We start from the raw sequence: 24,045 nt of genomic DNA on the forward strand, positions 1-24,045 counted from the left end.
ATGAACCAGTCATACGATAACTGCATGTGATCCAGCAGTCAGTCAGACCACACCGGGTTGAAACGGAAGCGCGGAATGACGCTCCCACTCGTGTTGCCTTCCATAAGGTCAAGTTTGTCGCCACCCGGATTGATAACGTTTTCGCGGTTCGGCGTTAGTTCCGGGCCTTCAATCATATCTGGGCCTTGATCGTCCTTTTGGCCACCCTGTGTCCGAGCCTGAACCAGAACATGCGAATAATATTGAAAATGTAAATTAATTTCAGAATCATCCCAATTTGCCTGACCATGCTGGCCGAAAGGATGATCAAGACTGTATTAAGGATGGCAGTGTGGCATGGCCCAATGGAGCAGACTTGTGCCCGGATATGCTCATCTGGGGAGGTCTGCCTCCCAGCGAACCGAATATTTTCCCCAAGAAAATCTGCACCCCTTCCCTTTCCCTGGAGTGTTCGATATGAAATCGATACACTGGTTTCAGAGACCTTGTAAATAAAATTGGAAGAAATTTTCATTGGGGCGTTGCCCCAAACCCCACCAGGGGGAAGGGCGCAGCCCTTCCCCCTGGACCCCCATCCCAGTTTTTCATTTAATTTTTTTTGGGATCAAAAGCCATGCTGGCACGAGCCGGAACCATTGCCCTGGAAGGAATCACCGCCCGTCGCGTGGAAGTGGAAGTGGACCTGAGCCGAGGCAACGTACCTTGCCTGAATCTGGTTGGACTGCCCGACGGAACCATGCGCGAAGCCAAGGAACGGCTGCGTGCCGCCCTGGGAAATTCCGGATTTCAAATACCGGCAGTGCGCATCACCATCAATCTGGCCCCGGCTGATCTACCCAAGGAGGGCAGCGGTTACGATCTGCCCATGGCCGTGGGATTGTTGGCCGCCATGGGAGTGATTCCCGTCGAGAGTACGGAAAGCCGCATTTTTTTGGGCGAACTCTCCCTGGATGGACGCTTGTATCCTGTCCCCGGATCCTTGCCGACCGCCCTGTTTGCCCGCCAGGAAGGCATCACGGAGTTGATTGTCCCGGAGGCCAATGGAGCCGAGGCGGCATTGGTTCCCGGCGTGCGGGTCATTGGCGTGGCCACTCTGGCCCAATTGGTCATGCATTTGCGGGGATCACACCCTTTGCCTTCCCTGCCGACCACCGATTGGCATGCCTGGCTGGGACGCACCGATCCGGGAATGCGGGAAATTGCCGAGGTCAAAGGCCAGGAGTTTGCCAAACGTGCCCTGGAAGTGGCTGCCGTTGGGGGACACAATCTGGTGATGAGTGGGCCACCCGGATCCGGTAAAACCTTGTTGGCCCGCTGTATTGCCGGGCTGTTGCCACCCTTGACCCTCGACGAAGCCCTGGAGGTGACCGCCATCTGGTCCGTGGCCGGACGCCTGACCCAGGCTGCCCCTTTGGTGGGAACCCGGCCTTTTCGTGCCCCACACCATACGGCATCGGCCATCTCCCTGGTCGGGGGTGGCAATTCACCCCGTCCCGGCGAAGTGAGCCTGGCCCACAATGGGGTGTTGTTTCTCGATGAATTGACAGAATTTGGTCGCACCACCCTGGAGGTGTTGCGTGAACCCCTGGAAGCCGGCATGGTCACCATTTCACGTGCCCTGCGCAGCGCCAATTTTCCTGCTGTTTTTCAATTGATTGCCGCCTTCAACCCCTGTCCATGCGGCCATCTGGGCGATCCCTTTCACGACTGCACCTGCTCCTCCAGTCAAATCGCCCGCTACCGCGCCCGTCTCTCCGGTCCGCTCATGGATCGCATCGATATTCACATTCAGGTACCGCCGGTTCCGTTCGACAAACTCATGCATCTTCCCGGCGGCGACAACTCAGCCACCGTGCGCCAACGAGTCATCGCCGCCCGCAACCGCCAATATCAGCGCAATGGTCCCGGTCGTCTCAACGCCTCTTTGCAGGGGTTGGAGCTGGAACGGCACGTCGCCCTGGATGATGCCGGTGCCAATCTGCTGCGGCAGGCCGCCAAACGTCTGGGATTTTCCGCCCGTGGCTTTCATCGCATCCTGCGCGTGGCCCGCAGCATCGCCGACCTGGACCAGGCCGAGCGCGTGGATGTCGGTCACCTGGGTGAAGCCATTCAGTTTCGTCTGGAAAGCACCATCAATCCGTCGGGAACTTGAAAAAAATCGCCTGAAAACTGGTGGCGAAATCTCTTTACAATTTGTTCCGTTCCTATGGCACCGTATATGGTATCGTTATTCGCATGAGTAGACACGAGAAACTGCTTCTCCGCATGCGGAATAATCCCAACGATTGGCAAATCGAAACCCTGAAAGAGTTGGCTTCCTGTTTATATTCGGGCTTTTCTGGCACTTTCAGGAGATTAACAGATGGCCGATATCACGGACTATCGTTTTGAAATCTGCCCGCTTACAGAAGAGGATGGCAGCGGATACCTGATCACTTTTCCTGATTTTCCGGGTTGCATGTCTGATGGCGAAACGCCCCAGGAAGCCATCGCGAATGGCATGGACGCCCTGAAAGTATTCATTGCCACCAGAAAGGAATTCGGGGATCCGATTCCTGAACCCAAAGACAACACCTTCTCTGGACGGTTTATGACCAGGGTTCCGAAAAACCTCCACGCACGCTTGGCGATCCGTGCCAAACATGAAGGTGTCAGCATGAACTCCCTGGTGGCCACCATCCTGGCAGAAGGTATCAGCCGGTAATGAGGCACCATCCCCGGTAATGGGGTACCAACCGAGTATCAATGCTTTCTGCCAGCCTTATTTGCGTTGTGCTTTTTCCGATAAATGTTCTGGCTGGCCCTGTTTTGTTCATGTCGCAGTTTATTGCGTTCGGCTTTGGTCAATTTGCCGTCTTCCTTCATCCGCGCCTCGTCTTGTTTGATTTTGGCCTGCTGGGCTTCAAGCTTGCTGGTTTCCTGTGGCGTCAATTGCCCGCTTTTGACTCCCTGGTCAATGCGTTGATCCTGATTTTGCATCCGCTTTTGCACGACCGGATCGGCAGTCGATTCCGCCAGGGCGGCCCCGAACGGCAAGAAGATCATGACGGATGCAACCACTGCTTGGATTGTCTGATTCATTGATGGTCTCCCGTGCATGCAGATAGAAAACTCGAATGCACTCAAACGCCTTGCAATCGAGATACACACCCCCGGTATCGTGACATCCGCAGATGTCGCGTGAATATTGGGCAATCTGCCCTATCCAAGCAAGGTCTTCAAAGCAGGCAACACAGTTGCGGCCACGACCAGGGCCAACATCCATTTGACCAGAACCAACTGTCCAATCAAGCGAGCTTCGGTCTCATGCAAGTCACCTTTGAGTTCCAAAACCCGCCTGTCAAGATGGGTTTGGGTGACGAGATTTTCTCGCGTAGCCTTGGATAAAATCCGCACCTGGGCAACAGCCTGCTGTTCAGGCACTCCGGCAGCTTTCAATTCCTCAACGAATTCGATGGTATCAAACGTTATGGTGGACATGATACTCTCCAGGTTCTTGGTCCAACCTTATCGCCGCCAATTTACCATAATCATCCCAATGAATGTATCAGAAATCTTGTTCACAAGAACTCAACAAAATTTTCTGAAAATATTTTACCATAACTCATATTATAATCTCAATTCATAACGAGATTTATCAATTTTCATTACAGCATCACAAAAACTACTATATGATTGTTTGAATAAAACAACTCTACCTAACATAATTATCCCAAGTTTAAACATTCCATCATACCTAAAATATCCTATTTTATCCATACTATTGTAAAATAGTGACAAATGTAATGTTAATTCATTCCTAACATATAACGCAAACGACAAAAATAAACTAAAAATCGATATTAATGCGAAAAACACAATAATAAACATTATATTTATTATTAAACTACCAACCATTCCATGTAATTCAATTCTTCTCTCAAATAAAACAATGAATTCAATTACGGCAAGAATTACTAATGCAGCTATTGACATAACTGCTAAATAGTTACTAAATAAAAATTTATAATTTGGTGGCTTAATATTAATTAGATTCGCAATTAAATAAAAATCTGGTATCTTAATATTTTCATAGTTTGCAATAGCATTCGTAACAAGGCAGGTATAAATATTTTTTTTAATAAATAAATCATCAAACCATAGTTCCTGTTTCTTTCTCTCTACCATTAACTTGTCCAACCAAGGCCAAACATCCTTCGTTGAGCGTAATTTTTTGGCCAAATTAGAATATCTCATACCAGATTCTATTAAAAAAATACGCCATTCAGGATGTTTTTCCCCTTCCCTCTCCACCAAGGAAATGACCTCGTCTTGCAATGGTTGCTGATCCATGGCCTTCAACAAAATATGGGAATAGCTGGTCAAAGGGGAAAGTCCAAGGGAATTCAGCATACTGAAGAGGGCAAATCCATCTTCTCGTGCCAGGGCAGAGAGTGCATCATCTCCCCAGGTACGCACAATTTCTTCAGATTTACCCACTGCAAACAATTCCTCACCGGCATGTGATCCGGCATTGCGGGCATCCTGGAAAACGGTAATGGCCAGCCGCAACAGATCCATCCAACGGGGCGAACCAATTTGATGGGTTTGTGGTGGATTCAATATCTGGTCTCGAATATTGGAGCTGAATTGCTGCCAACAAGCATGTTCGTATCGTTTGGTTTCCAGCAAAACCCGCCCCTGTACGTCCAGATCAGCCAGAGAAAGAACGTCATCCAACACCCGGCTCACATTCTTGTGGGGCAACAAACCCGCCGCAAAGGGCAACACCTCGTTGAGTCGTGTTGCCAATGAGTGTGTTGCGGAATTCCGAAAATCACGATGCTTGTCCATCAATACATGCCACCCATCCTCAATCACCTCCGCCGCATGCGCCGCAGCCAAATATTCGCCAAAGGTCAGATGAATAAAACGCCAACTCTCACCTGGACGTTCCTCGGATATCAAACCGGTTTCTTTGGCTATTTCACGCAGATATTCTTCAGGAGACACATCCTTCAACCCGCTTTCCTGGAGGATGCGTGTACAGGTGTTCAGCATGTTTTGCCAGTTCAACGTGTTGGTCGGTTCTGACGGATTGAGCATATGCTCAAATGCCATGGCACCCAGCAATCGCTTGCGTCGCTCATGTTCAGCCTGCCGTCCAGGTTGGGAAATACCCTGTCTGGAACGCCGTTTGCTGAGCAGCTCATCCAGCACGGTTTTATAGAAAGCGGTCCGCGATTCCGGGACCGCCGCACCTTGAGATACCTCGTCTTCTGCCACATACATGGACAATACCAGAGGGTTGCGACACATTTCCCGCAAGGTAGGCAATCTGTTCAGATTGTCATGAATGCGGCGGATGTGAACAGGGCGTTCCTCTTTTTTCTGGAATGGCCAACGAGAAAGAAATGTATAGATGTCCTCGGGAGAAAAGGGTTGAATGGCCATCACCACCGGCAGGGAATTTTCAAAATCCCGTGAAATCTGTTGATGAAACTGACTGCGCATGGTCAGAATCAACACATTGTTTTCGCCTTGGTTATCCAACAAACGACACAATCCATGAATAGCCTGACTGATGCGAGTATAACGATCAGAGGAGACCTCATCCAATCCATCCAACAAAACCAGAACCCCGTTGGTGTTTGATGCAATATCAAAACAGTCGGCAGCACCATAAACCTTGGCTTCAGAAATTTGCTTCTTCAACTCTTCATAAAGAAACGTACCCAGCGTCTGTTCATCATCCTGATCAGGCAATTTAATGAGTTTACGTAATTCCAACATGACAGGCAGACGCGACACACCTGGTTTTGCCAATAGTGCCCGACAGGCATCCCGGAACATGCGCTTGACCAGCGAGGATTTGCCCGAACCCGGATCGCCAATCACCCGCAACCGCTTGCCAACGTTCAGCAGAGAGTGATGATCATACCGCCCTCCCCCCATGGCGGCACTATCCATGGCCAGTGTGACAAAAGAATCATCCGTATTCAAAGTCCTGTTGTTACGCGAAGGTATGGGAAGGAATGCGCTCCCCTCTTTGCCCAAATTCAAGCGTGCCAAACGCTTGAGACTTAACCATGCCATCCTCTTGATACCAATATGGCGTCCAATATTGTACAAAACACCTTCGACAGTTCGCATGATCCAATCCTGGACCTGTTTGCGAATACCGATCCCTATCAACACCAGAGTTGGCACAACAAAGCCGCCGATCAATACGGACCATAAATCCAATTGCCAATTTGAAAAATCTTTAATCAATTCCATGTCACACATCCAGGTCGGGCGTCAAGCTCACAACTTTCACGCTTCATTACATATCATTATGCAAATTCTTATGCAATGGCCTTCGAAAATAGAAAGCATATTTAACATTTAAAATATTGTTCACAAATGATTTTTCAGGTCTCGAATCGCTGCCGGAGTGCCGACACCACCTTGCCTTCCTGGGTACGGGAAGATATAATCCTGAAAACATCAGCCTGGCAGCCAACGAAAATATCAAGGAGATTATTGAATGCCATCCGTCTGTCATGTCCATGGCACCGGAGAGATTGACTTGGCTCCAGACACGATGCATGACGAGATTGAACAAACCGGAACAGGGGTGTTGTCCTGAAGAGTCTTTCAAGCCTTGAGATCCAACCAACACCCCGGATCCCGACGAAACGCATCCCCGGTCACGGCATGGGCCAGACAGCGCAACCCGCCTCGGCACAGACGCGCATGAAAACAACCCTGGCAGGCGTCTGGAACGGATTCCGGGTGACGCAAGCGACGCAGCAAGGGGTGTGTTTCATAAAGATGGCGCAAACCGCATGGATCCAAAACATGTCCCACCGGCATGGGAAGACGCCGACAAGGGAGAAGCGTGCCATCCGGCAACAACGCCAGCAAACGATCTCCGGCATGACAGCGATAGGGTTTTCCCTGGCCAGACAAAAACTGCAAGGCCCGTTGCAAAGCCATGTCACCCCGAGGCCACAAACGCCGATACCAGGCAGCGCGTGCCTGGCGCATGGTGGTAAAAAATGTTTGGGTTTCCAAAGGGGAAAAGAGCGCCCGATCCCATTGGGAGGCCGCACCGAGGGGCAACAGTCGATCCGCCCACAAACGATCCACCCCATGACGCCAGGCCCATCCGGCTACCCAGGAAAAATCGGGGGCATTGCCAGGATGGGCCGTGAATGAAACAATGGTTTTGACGCCGGCTTTCTTGAGATGGATGACGGCCCGCTCCACCCGGGCAAAATCGCCTGCCCCGCGCACGAGATCATGCTGTTCCGGTCTGCCATCGACGCTCACCTGCACGAAAAGAGGTTGCAGGCGGGCCAGATGGCTGGCGGTGGTTGGATCGATCCGGCTGCCGTTGCAAAGCACAGCAAATGAATAATATGCCCGCTCGCTGGCCAGGTGTTCCAGAAAACGGGGAAAATCTTCCCGGAGATAGGGTTCACCGCCTGTGACCGTAATCTGGGCGGGAAGAGAAGGATTGCTGCGCCGCCAATGGGCAAGCATGGCCTTGAACCGGGCCAGAACTTCCAGGAGTTCAGGCCACGCCATCTCCTGCGCGTTGGCCGATTTTTCCTCCTGGTAACAATGGGTGCAACGCCGGTCGCAACGTTCGGTCAGGTGCCATTGCAGCAAAAATTTTTGGGGTACCCAGAGATCATCCCGGGGCACGTCTCAATCTCCGCCACCACCACATCCACCACAACCACCGCCACCACCACCGCCATCGCTGCCTCCACCATCACTGCTGCCACCATCGCCGCCACCAAAAGCACCTGTGCCAAACCCGTCAAAACTGGATGCTGTATCCATCATTCCGTGTTTGAACAGATCAAACGCCCCGGCAGCACCCGGCAAGGCCAGAAGGAAAACAGTGCCGAACAATGCCACCCCCAGGGCAGAATCGACGCCCGGGTCGGTGATTGAATTTTTATCCAGGGATTTCATCCAGGAAAACTCTTTCCGGGTCGCGGCCATGAACCGGCGACCCTGGGTGGTCAAAAAACGTCCCTGGCGCAGGATCAAGACAAGCAAAATCTGGCTCACCACAAGCAGCAGAAACAGGAAAAATCCGGGTCGATGATGGGTCAGCCCCATCAGGAGCTTGATGCCTCCCATCGACCACAACAAAAGCGAAAAAACAAACACCCGGAAGCGATAGTTCTTGCGGCTCTTTGGCTGGACCAACCCCATGGCCTCCAGATTGTTGACCAATTGATCCATGTGGGGTTGCAAACGCTCCTGGACCTGGAGCAAATCCTCTTGCCGGCTGGGAAGCACTCCCTGCAAAGCGTCCAGGACGTCATGATCGATCCCCTCCCGAGGCTTGGCAAGCGTGACACCCGCCGGTTTGTCACCACTCCCCAATAAACCTTGTTGCCAGAGACGATAGACACTTGTGCGCACCACTCCCATGCTGCCGCCTTCCAGGTAGGCCAGGGCATCCACATTGAAGTGATTGAGGGATGGCAAGGTCCGCGTCCAGGAGCCATCGGCAAGGGTCAGAAACCAGGCCAAAAGCAGCAGGCACAGGGCATAAAACAAAAAATATTCCAAAAACAAGGGACCGGGAATCTGTTCCAAGGCTCCGAGCATGGGAAAGGCTCCATCAATGGCAGAATCAGTTCGACAAACATGTTATGGCATTCATCCATGGGGATAGCATGAAATCATGAACCAACTCCACTCTTTGGATGGTTTGCCTGTTTTATCGTCCGATGGAGACATCACCAACACCGTCGATCTTGATTTCGGGATCGGAGAGCGATTTGGTGACCGTCACATTGCCCACCCCCTGAAGTCCCACCTTGACCTTGCGCGCCACACCACCAAAGAACACATCTCCACTGCCGTTCAAATCCACCTGGAGGGACTCCACATCCCCCCCCTTGATCTGAATGTTGGAGGCTCCCAAAGCCGTGATGGTCAATTTTTTACTGACCGAGGCAATGTCAACATCCCCTGCCCCATCGATCCGCAGATTGGTGGGTCCCATATTCCCGGCCTTCAGATCGCAGGCCCCATTGACATCGACATCGAGCGGCCCGGCTGTCGAATCGATCTCCACAAGATGGCAGGTCCCGGCAATGGTCACCGGCGTTCCCTTGGGGACCAGGAGATTTAACTGGATTGGCTTGCCACCGGATGTCGAACTGGCCACAGGAAGACCACCAATTTCGATCACGCCCTTCGCATTGTCACCCACCACCGTCTGCTGGATGGAACCATAGGAAGTCGTGACCGACACATTCCCTGAACCACTGGCATGCACTTCCGCCGCTTTTCCCTGGATGGTCAATTGGCCACCCCGCTGCTGAATGCCCAACGCATCCCTGGTCAGCGGCCCGGCAACCCGCACCACGGTCTGTGGTTGGCCGTGGGTATGAATCTGGATGGGGTGGAAAATGTTTTCCAGCCGTACCTTGTCAACGCGCCCACTCCAAAATGGTTCCTTCTCGTCGGCCTGCACCATGCCACTCCATAGAATCATGAAAAACACGCCCGGGAACAACTCCCAACGCACTCTTTCCCTGCCAACCGACCGGTCTGGACACCCTCTCTTGCAATGAATCATGGTACACCCTCCCACTCGGCAACGGAACATGCAATACCCTGCAAGCCATGGCAACCAGGCCGTCCAGATCATTCGGAAATTTCCCGCTGCTGCCCTGGATCTGCCGTCAACACCGACCATGACCAAAAACAGACGCTGATTCGTCCAGGCAAAAAAAACATGATCCGGGTAACAAAAAAATCAGGATTGACTGGCAACCGATAACGCTTAGAATACGGCAACTTTCGCGATGTGCGAACGTTGCATCTGAAAATATAACCCGGCAGCTTCAGGATTTTTTTCGATTTGTGCAAACCATTTTGTCACGGCAGGTGTCTCATGTACAGATTGTATGGAAAACCTGGATGGTGACAGTGAGAAGTTTCAGAAATCTTCACAATGGGCTGTTAAGCCAAAGATTTAATAATGCATACAGAAAAATTTATTTTGTGCATGAGAGTAAGGGAGTCTTTATGAACTTTTAAAAAGTTCTGGTTGTGTTGACCGTAGCCAAACCGTTCCTGAAATGAAACAAACAAAATGGAGATGAAATACATGAAACGCCTTCTTGCTGTCAGCGCCCTTCTTCTTTTGATTGCCCAACCCGCTGCTGCCGAACCCCCGACAGGTGGTGGTGTGAAAATTGGCGGTAACGTCAAACAGACGACCGTCGTGAAAGAGAACACCAACCTGGCCGTTGGTCAGGATTCCAAAGCCACCACCCGGATCGGCTCAGTCGGTGCCAACACCGAGATCAAGGGCAACCTGGATCAAACCACTGTCGTCGGCAAGAACACCAACGTCGCAGCCGGCAAAGGTGCAAAAGCCGAAACCCGCATCGGCGACATCAAGAATACCAAGGTTGGTGGCAACGTGAAGCAGACCACCGTGGTCGGCTCCAGCACCAACATTGCTGCCGGCAAAGGTTCCGAAGCCAAAACCGCCATTGGTACCATCGGCGAGTAATTGCTGTCAGCACCTGTCATCCCTGCCGCATGGCGCGGCAGGGATGTCACCCAAAAACAAGCCGATATGATTCGGGATGGTTGGTTTCCCGATGTAACATGCGCCCTTCTCCTGCCGGAGCAACCTGCCGTGAAAAACCAGAATTTTTTGATTTTTCCTGTTGTTGGCCTGGGAATTCTCTTTTCGATTGCGACTGCTTCCGCTGCCGAATTCAACCAGCGGCAACATGCCGACCCGGGTTCACAATCCAAGATCAACCGCGCCATGCCCCAATCCCGCATGAACACGAATGGCGGCAATCTGGACACCACGCCCGGTCAGAATGTCAACAGGAATTGCAATTCCAGCGTGGGTGCCGTGAAAATTGAGAAGGGGGCAAGGGCACCGCGCGAAGTCACGACCGTCGTGCGCGGCGACGTCATCAATGTCTGTCGCTGATGGGGCATCGCCTACTCCTGTCTGTCTCGCGAAACTCTCAGGATACATGAAAGTCTTGCGGGAAGTCGTGTCGATTTGCAGCGGAACTCAGCATCCAGCCTGTCCTCGCAGAATGTCCTGACGCGGGAAAGCCTCGCGAAAGACGCGGAAAAGCCTCGTAGAGTCGTTGACGAGTCCGGCGTGAGTCCCTGCGCCCAGCCTGTCTTACAAAACGCCCTGGACATATGAGTGCCTCGCGTGGCGCTGTGCCGATCCTGCCCGGACTTCCCTGCCCTGCAAGCCATCCGGAAACGAAGCGACCGAGGCTTCAGAAGCGAATGGAGCCGGAGTGTTCACCTGATAGGGCGTATTGTATTTTCATGTATTTTTTGAATATTTTCGCAAATTGATTCACAACGAAGCAACATCCTGGCACAACCGTGCGTTTCGACTTCAAAATTGGGCAGGAAGTGGGGTACAATGCCCGGACTGGATAGCTCTGATAAACAGCGGAGCCTTTCCCGAAAAGATCGGAAACAGCCAGAGGATGGCTAACCTGACACCTGAACCTGATTCATTGAACTTGATTGGAAAAGAACCAAGCCATGAAAAAAAATGCCATGCCGAAAAAATTTTTACCCGGAAAACTGGGCCAGGCAGCGATCCTGACCGGATTGGCCGGATTCGTCATCACCGGCTGCGTGGTCAGCAACCCGGAAACCGCCAGCGTCGTTTCACAACCAAAGACCGCTGCCACCAAAAACATTACCAGCTTCAGTGCAGCCCTTTCGTGCATGGATGACCTGTTCCTCTCCTACAAGAGGAAGGGACTCGTGATCACCAGCCAGGGACTTCCAGATGAAACCCAGCAGGTCAAAGCCGGCACCAAAGACATGATGATTTCGGCCATATCGGCCATGTCGGTCAAAAGCAATGCCTTCAAGTTTGTCGATTTTGATGGTGGACAGACGGATATTTCCAACCTGCAAAACATGATCGGCTCCGCTGAGGTTCTGCAAAACGAAGGGTTTCAGATTCCCTCACACTACATTCGCGGTGCCATCACCTCGTTGGATCCGGGTGTGACCACGGACAAGGTTGGTGGAGGCATCTCCGTTCCGGCCCTGGCCCTCGGCGTCTCCAAAGACCAGATGGTCTCCGTGATCTCCATGGACATGAATATCGGCAATCTGGCCACCCGCCAGATTCTACCGGGCAAAAATGCCAAAAACTCGATCTCCGTGGTGCGTGCCGGTGCCGGCGGTGATGCCGATGGCAAAATCGGCAAAGCCGGACTCTTTTTCAACCTCTCCCTGGATCGCAGCGAAGGACCGGCTGCCGCCGTGCGAACCCTCATCGAACTCTCGCTGATCGAAGTCCTGGGCAAATTGAACGAAGTCCCCTACTGGAAGTGTCTCGATATTCCGGCTACGTCGCCCCAAATGATGCAACAGGCCCGTGAGTGGTACGACCGCATGTCCATCAAGGATCGCACCGCCCTGACCCAAAGAGTTCTGCAAGGGGGTGGCTATTTGACGGGCGACTTCAAAAGCGGCGTTATCGATGAAGCAACCAAGACCGCCATCAGCCGCTTCCAATCCGACAACGGCCAGATCGCCGACGGCAGAATCAATTTTGACCTGTACTACAGTTTCCTGACCAAGGATCTCATCCTGGCACCCGCACAAGGCAGCGATGGCACACCTGAAAGCGCCGTTTCCCAGGTCAAACCGGTAACGACCACGCCTCTTTCCCTGAAGCTCTCCACCAGCAAAGGCAAGAGTCCGACACTGCGCGCCAAGGAGCAACTCCAACTGGATGCCTCCGTGACGGATCCGGCCTATCTCTACTGTTTCTATCAGGATCACACCAAAACCGTCGTGCGCGTCTTTCCAAACCGCTTCAAGACTGATTCCTATATCGGTGCCGGTGAACGGGTCAAATTCCCCGACAAGGATTTCAGTATCCTCATGGAAAAACCGAATACCACAGAGAAAGTTCTCTGCATGGCCTCGCGCCGGGAAGTGGGCATCTCCCTCCCACACAAGCTCTACGCCAAAGACCTGGCACCGCTCAAAGTGGGATCACTCGATGAAGTGCTGAACGAATTCAAAAAGATCGATGGCCTGTTGGCCCATGATGAAGTCACTGTCAAGGTAACCCCCTGACACTCAACAGAATCCTCCCCACAGGGATAAAACAATACATGGCGATCCATAAAAAAGCAGCATGGGTCACATACGCGACCGCCCTGGTCACCCTGCCCTGCCTGTTGTGGGCAGGGTCGGCCCGGGCGGGTGTCGAAGCAGCCGAAGGCGGCGTGATCCCCATGGCAGAAAAACAGGGCAGTCAACTGTCCGGCCAGGAAAGAGTCGGCGAATATGAACTGATCTGTTGGCAGGAAGGAAAAGAAATTTTCCGAGAGAGCGGGTTTGGCCAGACTTTTTTCAGCGATAAACTCAACCCACAGATCGTCCCGACAAAAACCAAGGATGGACGGCATGAATCCATCCAGATCATACCGTTCCAGAATTCACTCTGCCGACTGAAAAAAAATTGGAAATAACCGGAACGCACGGAGAGATTATGGGCAACCCCCCTCAAGGTCGCATGGCACGATGTCTCCGGAATGCCGCACTCGTTCTGGGATTTGGCGGTCTGTTGTCCGTCCTGCCGGTTGGTTCCTCACTGGCCGGCGATGACGATCCGGAGGTGGCAGGAGGGATTCATTTCCTGCCACGCGATGAAGTCAATCGACGCCAACCGGTCACCCGGGGTACAGCCACATCGGCACGCGCCAGGGCAGATCGTAATCGTCAAGGCATTGATCCAGATACCGACAATATCAACAACACCGTCGATGGACTGGTCAATGGCATCCTGGACAGCAACGGCATTCCCAGAGACTCCGGATCGGCTTCTTCCCAGGCTCTGGAAAGGGCCAATCGCACCCGTACCCAGGGAACAGCCGCCAATCACAACATTGAAACTGTCCAGAAAGTATTGGAAAGTTCGGTCTATACCACCCCGAATGGCGGAAAAATGGTCGTCAAAAAAGTCCAGTTGGGCAATGGCCAGGTCATGGAAACCAAAACCCTGATCCAGAAAAGCGTGCAAACAGTGTCTGGAAAAGGTGCCAAAGCGTGCAGTTCCATTGGCGGACTGGGCGATAATCAAGGGGATTGCAGTCAGTAATGTTTGTTTGGGGAGTCTGGAACATGAAGAGATCCATGCCATCAATGAAGCAGCAATCTGGAGCGTTTGGCGGCCTGTTGGTCGTTGCCGTCATGCTGAGTTTCGTTCCCGTCAGCCAGGCATCCGCAGGAGATGTCGTCTCTCTGCAAAACAAGGAACCAAAGGCTTCCGACATTGTCAACGGTCTGCTCGGATCCGGCGGGACAAACCGCTCAGCGAACAAGGGACACTCCGGAAAGCCTCAGGGAGTCAAAACCCGGGGTATCGTCTTCGGTCAAACCGATGATGAAGCCCAGCCGGCCGCCAGAGAAAAAGAGGTCACCAATTCCGCCCGCAAAGCCGCCGCAAAAATGGCCGTCGAACAGGACGAATCTTCGACCAACGAAGTCAGTGGCGGGGGCTGCCCAGCAGGCAATGCCGTCGCTCTCTCCGTGCCTTTCGAATACAACTCCTATGAACTCAGCTCCGGTGCCTATAAAACCCTGCAAACCGTAGCTGAAGCCATGAACAATGACAAACTGGCCAATTGCCGGTTTGCCATCGAGGGGCATACGGACGCTTCCGGCAGCCCGGATTACAACATGCAACTGTCCGCAGCCCGCGCCAAATCGGTCCGGGATTTTCTCGCCTCGGATATTCCCGTCAAGCGCATGGCCGTGGTTGGGAAAGGGAAAAAAGAACTCCTCAATCCCAACAATCCGAATGGTGCCGAAAATCGTCGGGTGCAATTCAGACTGATTGGTGAAATGTAATTTCGGCCTTGCCTGATTGGAAAAAGGAAGATTTTATTGGGGCTCCGCCCCAAACCCCGCCAGGAGGAAGGGCACAGCCCTTCCTCCTGGACCTCCATCCCAGTTTTTCATCCGTTTTTTTGAAATTAACATGTTATTAGACAGCATCTCAGAGCCAGAAAAGAACGCACATCCACTTATTTCAATGCCGGTGCAAAAGCTGATCAATCCTGTTGAGCAATATTTTGGGTTCGACAGGTTTTTCAATAAAGCCTTCGACGGGCATGAAATCGGTGCCGATATCGCTTTCCGTGAAACCGAAGGAGAGGTTGCTTTTCTGATTGACTGCGGAGAGGATAAGGACGGGAATTTTTTCGACATTTTTGTCTTTGTGCAGGAGGCGGGCGGCCTTGAATCCGGCCTGTGAATCTTCCGGCAGCATGACATCCAGGAGGATCAAATCCGGATGAAGTGTTTTGACATCGCTGATCAGGTTATCCATATTCTCCTTGACGGCCACCGTGTAACCATTGCCTTCCAGAATCATGGTCAGGGTGTCAATGATATCCTGGTCATCATCGATGAGCAAAATTTTGGCCATGTTCGTCTCCCGTCTTGGGTGGTTGCGGCAAGCGGGCAAAGGTCACGGTAAAACGCGAGCCTTCGCCGAGTTGGCTGGAAACCTGAATATCGCCGCCATGCAGCCGGACAATCTCCCGGACCAGCGCCAACCCCATGCCACTGCTGTTGGGGTTGTGGCGCACGGCGTTGTTGGAACGGAAATGTTCGTCAAATATTTTGCTCAAATGTTCAGCGGGAATACCAATGCCATGGTCCTGGACATGACACTCTATTTTATCTTCTCTCAAAACAAGGGAAACTTCAACAATCCCATTCGCCTTGGAGTAGTTTACGGCATTGCGCAACAAATTGGCAATCAAGGTGTGAAGATGTTCCCTGGAGGCCAGAATGGGGCAAGGGGTGGATGCGGGGTGAAACTGGACGGTGATTCCCCGCGCCTGGCCAAGCAGGCGAGCCTCGTCCACCTCTTTGGTCAGGACTGTGACCAGATCGATTTCCGTCCAGGTCGCATTGGCCGGTGTGGCGGTCCGCAGGTTGCTCAGATGGATAATGTCGCTGATTTTTTCCATCAACAGATCGCACCGTTCGCCAATGCGGGCCACAACCTGTTGGGCCTTTTCCGGCAAGACTCCACAATAGCCATCGCGCAAGGTATAGACGTAACTTTTGATGGCTGCAAAGGGGGCTTTCAATTCATGGGTGGCCCGGAGGGTGACCTGGGATTTTTCCTGCGCCAGGAGTTGCAGGCGGTCATAGGCCTCTTCCAGTTCCTGCTCCCGACGGCGCAAACTGGAGGTGATTTCACTGACCAGATACCAGCAAACGAAAAAGGCCGCCGCAATGCCCAGTGTGTAACCCAGGGTCATCACCAGACTGGAGCTGATGCGGGCCACTTTTTGCGCCGGATCGAAGATGGAAAGGGTGGGCACGACTCCCAGATATTCCAGGATCACGGGCAGGGTGGCGAAAACAATGCCGATCCAGGTCATGACAAAGCTGTAAAAACGCGCAAAAAACAGGGTCGATAAAATGATATGCGGCAGGAAAAGCGTCAGGATCGGGGTTTCGATCCCCCCCAGGCCGTAGGTCAGGATCGACAGGATCGTGAAATCGCTCAGCACCTGGATATTGAGAAACCGGCAACTCCATTTTTGTTGCTGTGGCGGATCGGCATTCAGGTTTTGCGCCAGACGGGTATAGAGCAGATTGCTGGCGGTCAACAGGAAAACAACCACCAAAAAATACCGAAAATCAATGTGGCACCCCGCCATATTGTACATGGATGTCAGGGTTGCCAGGAGGGTTCCCAGGGAACACAGTCCCACAGCCACCCAGCGGGTTTGAATGAACCACAAGGTGCGTCTGGATATTTCCGTGGCTCGCAACCCTTTTTCACAAACCTGACCGGAATCAAGGCGGAAAAAATTTGCAAGGTCTTGCAGGGAAGAGACAGTTGGTTCAGTCATGTCCAGGTACCGATCGTGTAAACAAGCGTCAGGCGACCGAGGTTCCAAGCAACTTCAGGCAACCGATTGTTCCAAGGAACTTCCCGCGACCGATGGTTTCAAGCGACTTCAGGCAACCGATTGTTCCAAAAAATGCAGCCAGGCATCCATGCCGTTACCATCCCTGGCACTCAGGGCCATGATTTTGGCATCGGGCCGGACTTGGCGAATGTTGTTCACACACAGACTCATGTCCCAGGTGAGGTGAGGCACCAGGTCCACTTTGGTAATCACCACCACGGGGGCCTGATGAAACAGCGTCGGATATTTGAGGGGTTTATCCTCGCCTTCGGTAACCGAGAGCAGGGCAATTTTCAGGTGTTCGCCGAGGTCAAAGGCCGCCGGGCAAACCAGGTTGCCGACATTTTCGATGATCAGCAGGCGGGTTCCTTCCGGGACGACACGAGGCAGCAACCGCCCCACCTGCCCGGCATCCAGATGGCAGGAGTTGATGGTTTCAATCTGATGCACCGGTGCCCCTTTGCCTTGCAACCGGCGGGCATCCCGATCCGTCTGGAGATCACCCACAATGACGGCACACGGGATACGGCCCTGCAAATATTCCAAAGTCCGCTCCAGAAGCAGGGTCTTGCCCGCCCCCGGCGACGAAATCAGGTTGATGGCCATAATATTGCGGCTAACGAACCAGCGGCGGTTTGCTTCGGCGATGGTATTGTTTTTGGCCAGGACTTTTGTTTCGAGATCAAGGATACGCCCACCAGAGTGTTGCCCGGCCAGGGAAATGGAGGGAACTTGGTGCCCGATATGGGAGTGCGGATCTTCGGCTGAATCACCACGCCCAACATGGGAAAGCGCATGGTCGTGGGCATGAGCATGGGGGTGTTCGTGCGCGTGATCATGGGCATGGGGGTGTTCGTGCGCGTGATCATGCGCATGGGGGTGTTCGTGCGCGTGATCATGGGCATGGGGGTGTTCGTGCGCGTGATGGTGATCGTGATGATGGATATGGGCATGGGAGTGATCGTGCGCGTGATCATGAGCTTGGTCGTGATCATGGACATGGTCGTGTGCATGATCATGGACATGGTCGTGACCGTGCGCTTGATCATGGACATGGTCGTAGTCGTGTGCATGATCATGGACATGGTCGTGACCGTGCGCTTGATCATGGACATGGTGGTGATCATAGACATGGTCGTGATCATGGACATGGTCGTGATCATGGGTGGTGTGATCGTGGCCTTGATCATGACCTTGGCCATTGGCACGTTGGTACTCGGCATGACCCCGGACAATCTCTTGCAGACCCGCTTCACAACCACAATCCCGACACACTATTGCACCTCCAGGGAACGAATGACAAAATCACGGCCCGCAAGAATTTCCACCCGCGAAGAAGCACACACCGAGCAACTCAAGAGATAAACCTCAGCCGGTTGCGACTCCTGACCACACTCCAGACAATGCAGCCGAATGGGAACCTCCTCTATTCTGAGTTCGGCCCCTGCCAGGGAACTCCCTTCGATCACCAGGGGAAAACAAAACCCAAAAGCCTCCCGTTCCACCCCACTCAAGGCCCCCATGGCCACCGTGACAGAGAGCAGTTTTTCAGCTTTTTCCCGGGCCATGATCTCCCGGATCTGCTCCACCAGGGCCGTGGCAAGACTCAATTCGTGCATCATCCAATTCCTGGCAGAAAGATGCCCTTCCCGGCACTGACCATTTTTTGCGGAAAAATCCCCAGATACATGGCCATCATCGTTCCTAACCTGGATCATGCCAAGCAATTGGTCAACCAAACCCGACCCCTTGCCATCGGATCATACCAAACGCTCAGCCAACCAAACCTGACCCATGGCAATCCCGGCATCCCCGGGCGGAATATCCTGGTGCTGGTAAACCTGACATGGATTCCGACCCAGGATCGGCAGCAACAGTTTCAATAATAATTGATTCATGAAGACCCCCCCGCTCAAAACCACGCACGGCAATCCGGTCCGTTGTTGCCCATGGGTGATCATCCTGGCCAGGGCCAGGGCCACGGCCTGGTGAAAGGCGTAGGCCCATTTGGGGCGAAGATCTTCGGTCACCTGGAGCGGGGAAAGCGTGCGAAACAACTCTGCCCAATCCACCTGAATCCCGTTTGCATCTTCCCGCACGGCAAAGGGAATGACAAGGGAAGACTCACCACCGGTCCAGCGTCGGGCAGTGGCTTCCAGGAGCATGGCGGGTTCTCCTTCGTGGGCGATGGTGGCGGGTGCCACCCCCAGCCAGGCCGCAAACGCATCGAACAGCCGACCCGCCGCATGGGAGAGCGGAGCGTTCACGCCCTGGCGGCATTGCTGTGTCCAAATTTGGATTTCAGTTTCCGAGACACCAAGACGTTGTTGCCAGGCCTTGGAGATGGTCACCCCAGCCTGGACCAGACGGCCCACAAGTTGCCGGACAGGATGGCGGACGGCTGCATCCCCACCGGGCAGGGGCACGGGCACAAAAGTTCCCAGACGGATCACCTGACCGCCCACCACCTGAAACAACTCCGCCCCCCAGAGGTTGGCATCGGTTCCCCATCCCATGCCATCGCACACCAGGGCCAGACTCGCTTCCAGGCCATGTTCGGCCATGCAGGCAGCGGCATGGGCCTGTTGATGTTGCACGGCCACCACCGGAATCCCGTATTGGTGCCCCAAGCGCCGCCCCAGATGCGAAGGCACCATGTCGGGATGACCATCCACGGCGAGCAGATCGGGTCGGGTGGCCGGATTGTTCAGGAGGGTGGTCAGACGATTTTCCAGGGCAGTGCGGGCGGATGGTTCGGCCAGGTCGCCCAGTGCAGGATAGAGCGTCAGCGCCGATCCCCTCCCCATGGCCAGACGATTTTTGGTTTCGACACCCAGGGCCAGCACGCGCCGCGTCAGAGGTCTCGCCAATTGCAGGGTCCACTCGGCATCGTGCCGGGGCACCACCCTGTGCCGGCCAACCGTCGTCACCTCCACCTGATCCCCTCCTCCCTCTTCCTTCCTCCCCTCTGTCCTCTGCCTCCTGTCTGACATGCATTCCCAAGCCGGTCAACCGTCGCCACCAACGCTGCCAACACATGCGGAAACCGTTCCCGCATCTCTGGTGTCAGACCCGGTACGGGAGAAAGATCAAAAGGCTGGATGCCAAACACATGGACAGCATGCACAAAACCCAACCCCCGGGCCAAGGCAATGGCCTCGGCCATCCCCAGGCCATGGGTGGAAATTGAACTCCGGTGAGGTTGATCCTCTTCTGCTGCCCAGGAAAAAAAGCGCCACGCCCCGCTCTCCAGTCCCATGTCGGCGCAATCCACAATGAGAACCGGCCCGGAAAGTTCAAGAAGATCATGGGCCAGGGTCAGGGCATCGGCATCCTCCCACAAGAGAGATGTGACACGGTGTTGGTCCGAGATGGTCGGCAAGGCCTCAACCAGGGCCAGTCCAATCGCATCATCACGGCCATATCGGCTGCCAATGCCAACCACAATAAAATCGGTGGTGCCCCACGGTGCCATGATGCGATCCAACTTTGTGATTTTAAACATTCGAAACCAGCATTATTTCACAAAATGCACACAGAATAAAGCCCAACAAAATCAATCTATATTTTGTTTCCCAGAATTTCCCAAGATGGTCTATCAGGTCACTGAAAAACACCATCAAAATTCAGGATTCAGGTGTCAATTCACGAAGGCGAGCCAGGAAAAAGTCAAATTTTCTTTGCTCGTAGGAGAGAAGAGGAATCTTGGACTGTTTTATTTTATCTAAATAGTCGGAGAGGCATTGAACAACTAAATATTTCTCCTGTTTGCTATTAAACTGCCACTCCCATGCAATCTTAATAAATCTCGAATAATAAGACTCACCATCCTTTTCGATTGTCTTGTAATATTCTATAAATAAATTATTAAGTTTATCTATATATTCTGTTGAAATATGATTATCCAAACTTTTTACATGCTGGTGGTGGAGATAAATACTGCACAAGTTAAGAATAATCTGGCGATACATGCGACGTTCCCAAGATTGGGCTTGGCTTCCACGAACCAGGATGGAACGCACATCATCCTGTTGGAATAGATCCCATAAGCTGTTCCATACATACGTGATATCTTGCATATCAGGAAAATTCCAGAAAATTTCGTTATTTTCAAGGTATGCATTCCGGTTATGGATAACATTCATGAGAGCCAAATATTCCACATCCAATCGCTTGTCTTGTTCATTTGGATGAGCTTCTTGCCAATGTATTTTGGCTTGATCCAACCATTTAAACGCATCCCGAAAATCATCCATACCACGGTAATGATGGCGACAGGCCACAGCCAGAAAATAAGCAGCCTCATGGGGAAATTCAAGCAAATCACGTCGTGCATCATGATAAGCCTGAAGACAATAATCCCGACAGATATCCCACTTGTTGGCTTCGGCACTGATCATGGCGTGTGTGAGGTTGAGCATATAAGGAGTCAACAAGCTCCACCCTTTACGTAATTTAGTGACTTCCCCATTGTTCATAGCCAATCGTATTTGATTATGATAATCGCCAAATATTTTTTGTTGTGTATCATCAAAGCGTAATGCAATGGGAGCCCGTCCGGAACTGTGGACATCTTTTTTGCTTCCGGCTCTAATATAACTATCATAAAAATTTGATACATCTTTAATATTTTGCTTTAATTCAGACAATGCTGCCATGAATCCAATACTGCTATAGGCACTCTCCAAATGGCTAATGGTTTCTTCTATACGAAGTTTGAGAATCTTATCAATATCTTCGCGAAGTAGAAATTTCACCAACCTACGAACCAATTCTTTCTGGTCGTCAGAGTGTTCTGTGACACCACACCGGATGCATGCAGCGTTCAGGATATCCATCCATCGAGACATAATGTCTTGAACTAAAGCATTTTTTTCCTTTTCCTTGCTCCGATCCAATAGATCCATGAGGCCAGTCGGTCTGTTTTTATTGTTCTGAATGATTTCAAGAACATGAAAAAATTCCGGATCACTTGGAAACAAATGGCGCAATGGATAAAAGAAGCGATCTAACAATTCAATAAAATTAATAATATTAACCGACTCAGAATCTTGCATACTGGCAAACATGAGAGAAATAAATTGCCTTGGATGCCTCAAGAGATATTCTTTCTGTGCTTGAATATCTGTTTCATTTTTACGGTAAATATTAAAAACTCGGAATGCGCTCTCGGCACCTGTCAGTAAATGTACTCGTAGTTGTGGTGCATCTTCTCGTAAAACTTTGTTGGCAGCATCCAGCCAAGCCAGAACTTGAGCGTCACGATGGATATTCGCTTCAGGCCTATCATCCAAAACCTCTTGATGAAAAATATCAATCCATTGTTTCGATGCAATTGCTAGTTCGTCCGAATCAAAGTACGGTATTTCAGTTGAACTCAAGGAGTTGACAAGACAGTTTTCAGATCCTAAACGAGAAAATCGTTCCAGTTCAGAACATATTCCACCATGCATTACATCCATAAGATCGGGAACATGAGACACAAGGCTATCTATGGACTTATCGCTGATTGAACCAGTCTTTTCCAAGTCTTCTGCGCAACGATCTAAAAGATTTTGAACAAAAGGAACTTGCCTTACGGCTTTTTGGGCTTTTTGCACTGTTTTTTTCGATGAAACTTCGACATTATACAGTACTTCATCCAAATGAGGCGGTAAAATATAAAGAGGACTATTGTCTGTAAAAATTTTCCTTCCATCAAAAAATAGGAAATCCGCCATTAAGTAGGCAACAGAACGAAGATTGTGTTTATCTTCACGAAATACATGGATATATTTTTCATTATCAACAGGGTTTGCATAAAAACTAACAACATCAGCATCAACTATGTAAAGAATTTTACCACCACTTTTCCGGAATTTATGATCCTGTTCGACTCGTTCCAATTCAAGACGCAAACGTGCCAAATCTTGACAGTAGACAACCCATGAATTTGTTTTTGCCTTGTCACTCATCTCGTGATCCTCCGGTATGCAAAATTTTTTGGGAGGGAAATGAGGTTAGTGACAAGTCTCTGTAAACCTGTACTCTTACTTTCGTCAAAATCATTTTTTTGTTTTCTTTTATCAATATTGCAAGATGTCACACTGTTCCATTTATGGTTTAAAATTGATTTTTTTGAAAGCAAAGAGCTTTTAGCAGATATTGTTTGGAGAATATTGTAAAAATCCTCGTTTATCTCTAATTTTTTTCCAGATGGCTTAATGGATATTTTTATTCCTTCGCCTAACAAATCATCGCTCGCAATCAAAATATAAAACCCTCTACGATTTAAAATACGATACGGAGACCACATTTCTGAAGTCAAGGCTTTGAGAAACCAATTGTCAAAATACATTCTATTTTCTGCCTGATATAATGACACACTTAATTCACAAATTTTTTTTGCTATTATTTCAGAACTCACAATAGCGGAAAATTCCTCAATAAGATATCTCGGAAAAGATTGCGTTATATCAAGACGAGCAAAGTGGAATGAAGCCATCCGCAAATATTTTGGGAATTTTGTAGGTTTTTCACGACAAAGCGCCAGAAATAACAAGCTAGCATCATTCTCGCTAAGATACTTGTAACCAAGAAGCTCTTCCCAAAAGGGAATCAAATCCGTATCTTCCTTCCAATAAGCCAAAGCATTAATTACTTGTGCCAAGGATTGAATTGTTGCAGAATCACCATGATGTGTCCGGTATTTATCGAGCAAAATTTTTTTTATGGGTTTAAGAACAGATTTGGCCCGAATCACCACACCCAATTGAACAAGGTACCATAAAGTTTCAGTCCATTCAGGGCGTCTTGGACAGTCCTGAATGGCGCGCGTCACACCAGATGAAAAAGCCTTTCTGCCACTTCCGCTCAATTGGGCATAGACCTCGGCCAATTGCTCGTGAAAGGGGGTGGTATCTGGAGACAATGCATAGTGAATCGGATTGAACGCCGTGTGTCTGTATGCAGGATTGAACCAATCCTTGAAACCATCCAGGAACCAGGAAGCATAATCTTCTGAATTTTTTTCGTTAAGAAATTGTAATTGGCTTTCCTGTAGTTCCACCATGGTAGACTCCTGAATTCCTCT

General features: G+C 51.2%; 22 protein-coding genes. 8 read left to right on the plus strand and 14 right to left on the minus strand.

Features of this window, described 5'->3' with window-relative positions:
• Positions 1–613: 613 nt before the first annotated feature.
• A complete protein-coding gene (locus HQL65_12615) occupies positions 614–2,152 on the plus strand; it encodes a YifB family Mg chelatase-like AAA ATPase (protein MBF0137075.1) in 1,539 nt (512 codons plus the stop codon).
• 210 nt (positions 2,153–2,362) lie between these two features.
• Positions 2,363–2,704 carry a type II toxin-antitoxin system HicB family antitoxin gene (locus HQL65_12620; GenBank protein MBF0137076.1) on the plus strand — a complete coding sequence of 114 codons (342 nt, stop codon included), beginning with the start codon at positions 2,363–2,365 and terminating at the stop codon, positions 2,702–2,704.
• A 38-nt stretch (positions 2,705–2,742) separates the two neighbouring features.
• On the opposite strand, the gene HQL65_12625 is transcribed toward HQL65_12620, so the two are convergent.
• From HQL65_12625 to HQL65_12650, 6 genes are all read right to left on the minus strand, one after another.
• Positions 2,743–3,081, minus strand: a complete 339-nt coding sequence (locus tag HQL65_12625) for a hypothetical protein (GenBank protein MBF0137077.1) — start codon at positions 3,079–3,081, stop codon at positions 2,743–2,745.
• A 120-nt stretch (positions 3,082–3,201) separates the two neighbouring features.
• The gene (locus HQL65_12630) at positions 3,202–3,480 is read right to left on the minus strand and encodes a DUF1640 domain-containing protein (GenBank protein ID MBF0137078.1); all 279 of its coding nucleotides are present in this window, start codon (positions 3,478–3,480) and stop codon (positions 3,202–3,204) included.
• Positions 3,481–3,609: 129 nt separating this feature from the next.
• Entirely contained in the window at positions 3,610–6,258 is a 2,649-nt protein-coding gene (locus HQL65_12635) for an NACHT domain-containing protein (GenBank protein MBF0137079.1), read from the minus strand.
• 360 nt (positions 6,259–6,618) lie between these two features.
• The gene (locus HQL65_12640) at positions 6,619–7,674 is read right to left on the minus strand and encodes a radical SAM protein (protein ID MBF0137080.1); all 1,056 of its coding nucleotides are present in this window, start codon (positions 7,672–7,674) and stop codon (positions 6,619–6,621) included.
• 3 nt (positions 7,675–7,677) lie between these two features.
• Positions 7,678–8,598, minus strand: a complete 921-nt coding sequence (locus tag HQL65_12645; protein MBF0137081.1) for a TIGR04222 domain-containing membrane protein — start codon at positions 8,596–8,598, stop codon at positions 7,678–7,680.
• Positions 8,599–8,710: 112 nt separating this feature from the next.
• On the minus strand, positions 8,711–9,577 hold the full coding sequence (locus HQL65_12650) for a DUF2807 domain-containing protein (GenBank protein MBF0137082.1): 867 nt from the start codon (positions 9,575–9,577) through the stop codon (positions 8,711–8,713).
• 534 nt (positions 9,578–10,111) lie between these two features.
• On the opposite strand from HQL65_12650, the gene HQL65_12655 reads away from it, so the two are divergent.
• The 6 genes from HQL65_12655 to HQL65_12680 all read left to right on the plus strand — a co-directional run bounded on the left by HQL65_12655 (position 10,112) and on the right by HQL65_12680 (position 14,886).
• On the plus strand, positions 10,112–10,522 hold the full coding sequence (locus tag HQL65_12655; GenBank protein MBF0137083.1) for a hypothetical protein: 411 nt from the start codon (positions 10,112–10,114) through the stop codon (positions 10,520–10,522).
• Positions 10,523–10,651: 129 nt separating this feature from the next.
• Entirely contained in the window at positions 10,652–10,960 is a 309-nt protein-coding gene (locus tag HQL65_12660; protein MBF0137084.1) for a hypothetical protein, read from the plus strand.
• Between the two features lie 584 nt (positions 10,961–11,544).
• Positions 11,545–13,107: a DUF4384 domain-containing protein gene (locus HQL65_12665; protein ID MBF0137085.1), complete on the plus strand. Its 1,563-nt coding sequence runs from the start codon at positions 11,545–11,547 to the stop codon at positions 13,105–13,107.
• Positions 13,108–13,145: 38 nt separating this feature from the next.
• Complete coding sequence (locus HQL65_12670) at positions 13,146–13,505, plus strand: hypothetical protein (protein MBF0137086.1); 360 nt, start codon at positions 13,146–13,148, stop codon at positions 13,503–13,505.
• 20 nt (positions 13,506–13,525) lie between these two features.
• Positions 13,526–14,134 carry a hypothetical protein gene (locus HQL65_12675; protein ID MBF0137087.1) on the plus strand — a complete coding sequence of 203 codons (609 nt, stop codon included), beginning with the start codon at positions 13,526–13,528 and terminating at the stop codon, positions 14,132–14,134.
• A gap of 23 nt (positions 14,135–14,157) precedes the next feature.
• The gene (locus HQL65_12680; protein ID MBF0137088.1) at positions 14,158–14,886 is read left to right on the plus strand and encodes an OmpA family protein; all 729 of its coding nucleotides are present in this window, start codon (positions 14,158–14,160) and stop codon (positions 14,884–14,886) included.
• 181 nt (positions 14,887–15,067) lie between these two features.
• On the opposite strand, the gene HQL65_12685 is transcribed toward HQL65_12680, so the two are convergent.
• From HQL65_12685 to HQL65_12720, 8 genes are all read right to left on the minus strand, one after another.
• Positions 15,068–15,466 (minus strand): response regulator, encoded by a 399-nt coding sequence (locus tag HQL65_12685; protein MBF0137089.1) that lies wholly within the window; start codon positions 15,464–15,466, stop codon positions 15,068–15,070.
• Positions 15,441–16,913, minus strand: coding sequence for a HAMP domain-containing histidine kinase (locus HQL65_12690; protein MBF0137090.1), 1,473 nt, complete (start codon positions 16,911–16,913; stop codon positions 15,441–15,443). The genes HQL65_12685 and HQL65_12690 overlap by 26 nt, the downstream gene beginning before the upstream one ends.
• 108 nt (positions 16,914–17,021) lie before the next feature.
• The gene (gene hypB, locus HQL65_12695) at positions 17,022–18,209 is read right to left on the minus strand and encodes a hydrogenase nickel incorporation protein HypB (GenBank protein ID MBF0137091.1); all 1,188 of its coding nucleotides are present in this window, start codon (positions 18,207–18,209) and stop codon (positions 17,022–17,024) included.
• A 38-nt stretch (positions 18,210–18,247) separates the two neighbouring features.
• On the minus strand, positions 18,248–18,595 hold the full coding sequence (hypA, locus tag HQL65_12700) for a hydrogenase maturation nickel metallochaperone HypA (GenBank protein ID MBF0137092.1): 348 nt from the start codon (positions 18,593–18,595) through the stop codon (positions 18,248–18,250).
• A 138-nt stretch (positions 18,596–18,733) separates the two neighbouring features.
• Positions 18,734–19,909 (minus strand): hypothetical protein, encoded by a 1,176-nt coding sequence (locus tag HQL65_12705; protein MBF0137093.1) that lies wholly within the window; start codon positions 19,907–19,909, stop codon positions 18,734–18,736.
• On the minus strand, positions 19,900–20,448 hold the full coding sequence (locus tag HQL65_12710) for a hydrogenase maturation protease (protein MBF0137094.1): 549 nt from the start codon (positions 20,446–20,448) through the stop codon (positions 19,900–19,902). The genes HQL65_12705 and HQL65_12710 overlap by 10 nt, the downstream gene beginning before the upstream one ends.
• Before the next feature lie 151 nt (positions 20,449–20,599).
• Positions 20,600–22,927, minus strand: coding sequence for a hypothetical protein (locus HQL65_12715; protein ID MBF0137095.1), 2,328 nt, complete (start codon positions 22,925–22,927; stop codon positions 20,600–20,602).
• Positions 22,924–24,024 carry a hypothetical protein gene (locus HQL65_12720; GenBank protein ID MBF0137096.1) on the minus strand — a complete coding sequence of 367 codons (1,101 nt, stop codon included), beginning with the start codon at positions 24,022–24,024 and terminating at the stop codon, positions 22,924–22,926. The genes HQL65_12715 and HQL65_12720 overlap by 4 nt, the downstream gene beginning before the upstream one ends.
• Positions 24,025–24,045: the final 21 nt, after the last annotated feature.

This window comes from Magnetococcales bacterium, from assembly GCA_015228935.1.
Taxonomy (GTDB): domain Bacteria; phylum Pseudomonadota; class Magnetococcia; order Magnetococcales; family DC0425bin3; genus HA3dbin3.

Bases quoted from the DNA above. Each gene is read 5' to 3' on its own strand.
- HQL65_12685 (MBF0137089.1), bottom strand. From the start codon at position 15,466: ATGGCCAAAATTTTGCTCATCGATGATGACCAGGATATCATTGACACC.
- HQL65_12720 (MBF0137096.1), bottom strand. From the start codon at position 24,024: ATGGTGGAACTACAGGAAAGCCAATTACAATTTCTTAACGAAAAAAAT.
- HQL65_12650 (MBF0137082.1), bottom strand. From the start codon at position 9,577: ATGATTCATTGCAAGAGAGGGTGTCCAGACCGGTCGGTTGGCAGGGAA.
- HQL65_12665 (MBF0137085.1), top strand. From the start codon at position 11,545: ATGAAAAAAAATGCCATGCCGAAAAAATTTTTACCCGGAAAACTGGGC.
- HQL65_12670 (MBF0137086.1), top strand. From the start codon at position 13,146: ATGGCGATCCATAAAAAAGCAGCATGGGTCACATACGCGACCGCCCTG.
- hypA (MBF0137092.1), bottom strand. From the start codon at position 18,595: ATGATGCACGAATTGAGTCTTGCCACGGCCCTGGTGGAGCAGATCCGG.
- HQL65_12690 (MBF0137090.1), bottom strand. From the start codon at position 16,913: ATGACTGAACCAACTGTCTCTTCCCTGCAAGACCTTGCAAATTTTTTC.
- HQL65_12630 (MBF0137078.1), bottom strand. From the start codon at position 3,480: ATGTCCACCATAACGTTTGATACCATCGAATTCGTTGAGGAATTGAAA.
- HQL65_12635 (MBF0137079.1), bottom strand. From the start codon at position 6,258: ATGGAATTGATTAAAGATTTTTCAAATTGGCAATTGGATTTATGGTCC.
- HQL65_12615 (MBF0137075.1), top strand. From the start codon at position 614: ATGCTGGCACGAGCCGGAACCATTGCCCTGGAAGGAATCACCGCCCGT.
- HQL65_12625 (MBF0137077.1), bottom strand. From the start codon at position 3,081: ATGAATCAGACAATCCAAGCAGTGGTTGCATCCGTCATGATCTTCTTG.
- HQL65_12620 (MBF0137076.1), top strand. From the start codon at position 2,363: ATGGCCGATATCACGGACTATCGTTTTGAAATCTGCCCGCTTACAGAA.
- HQL65_12675 (MBF0137087.1), top strand. From the start codon at position 13,526: ATGGGCAACCCCCCTCAAGGTCGCATGGCACGATGTCTCCGGAATGCC.
- HQL65_12645 (MBF0137081.1), bottom strand. From the start codon at position 8,598: ATGCTCGGAGCCTTGGAACAGATTCCCGGTCCCTTGTTTTTGGAATAT.
- HQL65_12715 (MBF0137095.1), bottom strand. From the start codon at position 22,927: ATGAGTGACAAGGCAAAAACAAATTCATGGGTTGTCTACTGTCAAGAT.
- HQL65_12655 (MBF0137083.1), top strand. From the start codon at position 10,112: ATGAAACGCCTTCTTGCTGTCAGCGCCCTTCTTCTTTTGATTGCCCAA.
- HQL65_12710 (MBF0137094.1), bottom strand. From the start codon at position 20,448: ATGGCACCGTGGGGCACCACCGATTTTATTGTGGTTGGCATTGGCAGC.
- HQL65_12680 (MBF0137088.1), top strand. From the start codon at position 14,158: ATGAAGAGATCCATGCCATCAATGAAGCAGCAATCTGGAGCGTTTGGC.